Consider the following 5,356-nt stretch of genomic DNA (forward strand, 5'->3'; position numbering starts at 1 on the left):
TATCATCAGGATTACTTGGCTTATTGGGTTTATTGGGCTTAGTATTGTTATTATCAGGTTTAGTTTTATTATCATCAGGCTTTTTTGGATCGTCCAAATATAAATGATCTATTTCATCGTAATTGCAGCCATAATCGGCATATTCATTAGCGGCATTTACGACAATAGAATTTCCATTGCCACAACTAAAGCAACATTTTGGAGTAAAAGTAATATTAGGAGTTTTACAAACATCGGGATCGGTAGAAAAAGCACCCGTATATTTTGAACCCGGGAATTGTTTATTACAAGCGCAATTAAAACGCAACTCTCTATCGGTTATATGCTCGCAATCATCGGCGCACTTATGATTGGCAAGATCATAACCGAGCTTACAATGCTGCGTAGCGAAATCACTATCGTAAGCGAAAACATCAACGATAAATCTAGCATTAGCAATTTTAGGATCATCGCTATAATCAAACTTCTTTAAAGGATATATAAAGGTAGGAAAAGTTTGAGCACAAGCAAACTTATAAAAAACCTGTGTAGAAAATTCCTTATAAAGAAATATTTCATAATTATTATGAACTCTAACATAATGGTAAACTTCTATATCCGAGCCATCTTTTCTAAATCTATACATATAAAGCTCATTTTCTCTATCGAAAGCAAGTTTATAAGTATAAAAGTCATCTTCTTTGTACATAGACCCATTAATAGGAGCACCATATTTGGGAATAAAATTATAGCCACAACCAATTTCTGTGGCATTGGAAAGAGTGGCTACAAGTAGGAGGATTAGGGGGATAAATTTAAACTTATTAAGCATAAAATCCCCCTTAAAGAACCTTTTTCGCGAATAAAATCAAACCGCCGCATATAGGCAAGCATATAAGCAAAAACCACACTATGATTGAGAAAAAATAATCAAACGACAAAACGCCCGTTACGGTAAAAACGCCTATTTGCATAACCCTTCCTTTCTACGCTTCGCGACACACGCCTTGGAGGCGTGGGATTAACGCATTGCGCCACTACTTTTTATTTAGCGAGCTAAATAAAAAGAGGCGCGCGTTAATCTTTAAATTTGAGAAAACTTTAAACGTAAATTAAAGCTTACTCAAAACTAAAAAAACAAACAAGCAAAGCAAAAAAGCACACAAAATGCCACTCAAACCCATTAAAAAATTGTATTGCTCCAAAGATATATCAAGCTTATACATATTTAGTCCAAATTCTTAAAAATATCCAAAGCAACGGTTACCTGTTTAACAGCAGCGAAAAAGACTATAACGACAGCCATAAAGCTATTAATAAAAATCGTAAGCTTAGTTAAATCGATAAAGTCATACATAATAAAACCTTGAAATTTATCCCTCCACCAAAAGGTAGAGGGAAAGAGCTTAACGCAAAAGAGCAAGACCGCGTTTTACTCCAAAAATAACACCTAGAAGCGTAACTACAACACCAGCAATACCCATAAAAGTTCCTTTATCTAGAGAACCAGATACAGCACCATCAGCACCAATAGTTACATCAGCCATAGCACTTACAGCACTTAAGCTAACAATGCTAACGGCAACAACAGCTTTAGATTTGAAAGCAGAAAGTTTTTCCAACTTAGGCATATCAAACTCCTTTTAAAAATTTAAGTCACGCGCAGACTTTATCAAGCCGACCACACGGGTCGGCTTTGTAAAGCTTGTTATTTCTTAGGAGAAGCAGCAGAAGCCATATTGTTTAAGAAATTTATCCAGTATGCGTCGTCCTCATCGGTAGTAAGCGTATATGCGCCATTATTGAAAGACGGAAGCCCGGCGTTAAATTTTAAAACACCTTTATTCTTGAAAAATTGATTGAATTTTGTGGTAAGCACCCCAGCAGTTAGATCGTCTTTGCAAAGAATTCTAACTATGAGTTCTTGTTCCTTAAGATCGACGCAATTCGTTACGGAGTTTTCCTCCTCGTATTGATTACGTGCAGTAAGCTTTACGGAGCTTGAATAAGCCCGTCCGTTCATCTCGCCTTTAGCGCCGCTTTTTGCGATAGCCTTTGTAAGTTCGTAGGAGACTTTGAAGTCTTGCGTAATATAGTCCATAACTCTTCCTTTACTTAGATTTTGTTAAAAGTAACTCAATTAAACCTTAAGGGGCGGAAGGAAGAGTTATTTTCACTAGACGCCCCAAGTAGTTTAACCACGTGCTCGGGTGGAACTCCCGCCTAACTTCAGCCCTAGACATCTTTACTCTGTCGCGGCATAGTGCGAGAATTTGAATTTCAAGAAGCGTTTTTGCTATAATAAACAAAAGCATAAATTGAAATTCTTTAACTTGCAATGAAATTATTTCAAAATAATGCTTAAATTTTAATTAAATATTGAAGTATTTTCAAGATGATTGACAAAAAAGAAATTGCAAACGCCCTAGAAATAGAGCTAAGAACACTATATAATTGGGAAAAAAAACGACCAAAACTATATAATTTTATAATTGAAAATTTTTATAAAGAGAATGAAAAAACTTCAAAATCCGAAGAATTGAAAAAATATTTTCTAAAACTTTCAGAGCAAGAACAAGAATATTTCCTCGCAAAAATAAAAATCAAAGTGTTAGAAAAAGAACTAGCAAATGAATGAAGCAATATTTATAGTTTTATTCGTGATAGTATTTTTGCTAAAAGAGAGCTTGAGAAGCGAGAGAAAGACAAAAAGAAAGGCAGGGTCAAAAACAATAAATACCATAGGATTTATAAAAGACCTAATACCGAAAGATACATGTTACGATAGCGAGAAAGACAAAAGCCGAGAGCAGCAAAGAGACATTTTTGAAGCCTATGAGAAAATCAAAGTAGAAAATAGCCCACGGAAAACGTATCATAGCAAACTACAAAAAGGTATAGAATATGAACTTTACATAGCAAAATATTTTAGAAACGAGGGTTATAAAATTTATATGAATGGATTAAACAATGGCAAAAAAGATGATGGGATCGACGTAATATGCCACAAAGATAAAGAAACGATACTAATACAATGTAAAAACTGGAAATACCCAATAGAACAAAAAGACATAAGAGCCTTTATAGGAGACTGCCACGTATACATAAATAAAAACGCTACATTCTTAAGAAATAGAAAAATAAGGAAAATTTTTATAACTTCCAATGAGGAAACTAAAAAAGCCGTTGAGCTATACGTTAAGGAAAATCAAGCAGAGGTAGAGTATATAACGATACCTATGTTTGATTAAATATTAGCACTAAATCTCTTTAAGCTTTGAATTCGAAGCTACAATATTAAGCCGAAACACTCAAATTCATATCAAAGGCACGAAGTATTTTAGAGATCGTCTCAAATCTAGGCTTAGAGTTCGGTTTGAAAATTTTATAAAAACTCTCTCTATTAAGATTAGCCTTTTTAGCTATTTTTTCAACGCCATAGCTTTTTGAAATATACAAAAGAGCTCTTTTAAGCTCCTCTAAATCGCCGTCAGCTAAAACTTGATTCAAATATTCTTTTCTTACATCGTCATTATCTAAAAAGTCAGACAATTCAAAAGTTTTTAGTTCCATCATAGCTCCTTTAAAATTTCCTTAGCTTTTTCAATATCACGCGCTTGAGTGGATTTGTCGCCGCCACAAAGCAAAATAATCAACGTATAGCCTTTGAAAGTAAAATAAATTCTAATGCCGCCTGAAACGAAAATTCTAAGCTCATATATATCAGTAGCATTAGTTACGGATTTATAATCGCCAAAATGACCACTATTTTTAATCTTATCAATACGCCTAAGAACCAAAGCCTTAGCTTTATAATCAGACAAAGAACGTAACCACTTTTCAAAATGCTTAGTATATTTTACTTCCATAAAAACATTATATATTTTTGTAGCTTAATGGCTACTTAGCCGCACGAATTCCTCATAACCCGAAGGTCGGTGGTTCAAATCCACCCTCTGCAACCAATATCTTTAAATTTATATCATAGCATCGTGACTTTAAAATTTTACTCTTGTCTTCATTGCGGTATAAGAAAAATGTGTTTTATCTAAATCAGAGGATTTTATCTACTAATTTATTTTCAAGCTGATGGCTTAAAATTAATAATTATCGAGAGATATACATAAAACTATTTAAATTGTAGAATTTGCCGATTCGTCTAAAATTTGTGATTTATTATACCGCTAACCTTATCAATAATATTAAGTAGGAATTGTGAAAGATTTAAATTTATACGGACTTTCTTATCGTAACATTTAGAAAATTTTATTTACCCGCTCGCTCACTGCAAAGACGGAGGTTATGGAAACTATTTTTCATATAATTATCCACCTTTTTCTGGATTCTTCATCGTATTGCTTTAAAATTTCTATTATTCTATTCTGCAATATTTGCAAAGTTTCCATATATTTTGTAGGAATTAGCTCAAAAATATCCTCTAATTCGCAGCATTCGATTATTATATCTATAATGTGTTCATTAACCTTATTTTTTTCCAAATGCGTTGAGATATAGGGTGAAAACAAAATTCTTTGGCTTTCATCTATGGTAATCGCTTTGTGTTCCAATGCCTATAATGAGCCTAGCGCCATTAGTAAAATAGCTCTTTCGCCCACAATATCAATATTTTTCTCTAATATCATTTGAATCGCTCCACCCCTATTTAATTTTATCTAAAATTATACAAATCTTCCTCTCGTCTATCTCTCCGTAAAGGCAAGGGTTTGCCAGCTCAAATATGATCTCTTGCAAAATTTCATCCTCACATCCTATATCCTCGCGGCACTCGATTAAATTTGTCCACTCCTCAAGGAGATCATATGAAATTTCTTTATCGACGACTCTATTTAAAATGTTTGCAATGGTATTTTTAGTTATTGTTACAAGTTCCGATTCGCTATTAAAGCCTATCTTTGCCAAGTCGCTTTTTATCGCGCTCATATCTTTAGCAAAATTTATCAAATTTAATAAAATATCTATTTTAGCCATCAATGCCGCATTCGCCCTCGCGCTTCTATAACCATATCCTTATCTTTCATAAAGCCTCGGTTCTAAAATTTTAAATTTCATAGCGTTTTTCCTTATTCCTTTCCAAATTTAACGCCTTATCCAATCCTCTTTTTTTACGCTGAATTCAAATTCGACCTGCTTAAACGCGCCCTTCATACTTTTATGAAATTTCCTATACACAATCCAATTAAAATTTTCATTTGGGCACCTGCCCGGGGCCAATGGCTGGATAATATATAAAATCATCTCCGTTTCTAGCGCGATACTTAGCGATATATTCGATTGCCACTTCGAATGCATCGTCATCTCCCTTGTTTGTATACCAGCCGTCGCATGTGATGACGGGCTTATTACCGCTTAGGCGATA

At 33.9% G+C, this 5,356-nt stretch carries 10 protein-coding genes; 2 read left to right on the forward strand and 8 right to left on the reverse strand.

Annotated elements, in window-relative coordinates; all coding sequences use genetic code 11:
• From Q0340_RS08400 to Q0340_RS08415, 4 genes are all read right to left on the reverse strand, one after another.
• Positions 1–811, reverse strand: an 811-nt coding sequence (locus Q0340_RS08400) for a hypothetical protein (RefSeq protein WP_298082940.1), incomplete at its 3' end; no start/stop codon positions are given.
• A 10-nt stretch (positions 812–821) separates the two neighbouring features.
• The gene (locus Q0340_RS08405; RefSeq protein ID WP_298082941.1) at positions 822–953 is read right to left on the reverse strand and encodes a hypothetical protein; all 132 of its coding nucleotides are present in this window, start codon (positions 951–953) and stop codon (positions 822–824) included.
• Between the two features lie 432 nt (positions 954–1,385).
• Positions 1,386–1,610: a hypothetical protein gene (locus tag Q0340_RS08410; protein WP_298082942.1), complete on the reverse strand. Its 225-nt coding sequence runs from the start codon at positions 1,608–1,610 to the stop codon at positions 1,386–1,388.
• Positions 1,611–1,687: 77 nt separating this feature from the next.
• A complete protein-coding gene (locus Q0340_RS08415; protein ID WP_298082943.1) occupies positions 1,688–2,080 on the reverse strand; it encodes a hypothetical protein in 393 nt (130 codons plus the stop codon).
• 294 nt (positions 2,081–2,374) lie between these two features.
• On the opposite strand from Q0340_RS08415, the gene Q0340_RS08420 reads away from it, so the two are divergent.
• Both Q0340_RS08420 and Q0340_RS08425 read left to right on the forward strand, forming a co-directional pair.
• Positions 2,375–2,617 carry a TetR/AcrR family transcriptional regulator gene (locus Q0340_RS08420; RefSeq protein ID WP_298082944.1) on the forward strand — a complete coding sequence of 81 codons (243 nt, stop codon included), beginning with the start codon at positions 2,375–2,377 and terminating at the stop codon, positions 2,615–2,617.
• Complete coding sequence (locus tag Q0340_RS08425; RefSeq protein ID WP_298082945.1) at positions 2,610–3,230, forward strand: restriction endonuclease; 621 nt, start codon at positions 2,610–2,612, stop codon at positions 3,228–3,230. The genes Q0340_RS08420 and Q0340_RS08425 overlap by 8 nt, the downstream gene beginning before the upstream one ends.
• A 46-nt stretch (positions 3,231–3,276) precedes the next feature.
• Here Q0340_RS08425 and Q0340_RS08430 read toward each other — a convergent pair whose 3' ends face one another.
• The 4 genes from Q0340_RS08430 to Q0340_RS08440 form a co-directional block, all read right to left on the reverse strand.
• The gene (locus Q0340_RS08430) at positions 3,277–3,552 is read right to left on the reverse strand and encodes an addiction module antidote protein (RefSeq protein ID WP_298082946.1); all 276 of its coding nucleotides are present in this window, start codon (positions 3,550–3,552) and stop codon (positions 3,277–3,279) included.
• The gene (locus Q0340_RS08435) at positions 3,552–3,848 is read right to left on the reverse strand and encodes a type II toxin-antitoxin system RelE/ParE family toxin (RefSeq protein ID WP_298082947.1); all 297 of its coding nucleotides are present in this window, start codon (positions 3,846–3,848) and stop codon (positions 3,552–3,554) included. The genes Q0340_RS08430 and Q0340_RS08435 overlap by 1 nt, the downstream gene beginning before the upstream one ends.
• 447 nt (positions 3,849–4,295) lie before the next feature.
• Entirely contained in the window at positions 4,296–4,547 is a 252-nt protein-coding gene (locus Q0340_RS12370; protein ID WP_363317262.1) for a DUF3969 family protein, read from the reverse strand.
• Positions 4,548–4,638: 91 nt separating this feature from the next.
• Entirely contained in the window at positions 4,639–4,968 is a 330-nt protein-coding gene (locus Q0340_RS08440; RefSeq protein WP_298082948.1) for a hypothetical protein, read from the reverse strand.
• Positions 4,969–5,356 lie beyond the last annotated feature (388 nt).

Source organism: uncultured Campylobacter sp. (assembly GCF_938045595.1).
Taxonomy (GTDB): Bacteria; Campylobacterota; Campylobacteria; order Campylobacterales; family Campylobacteraceae; genus Campylobacter_B.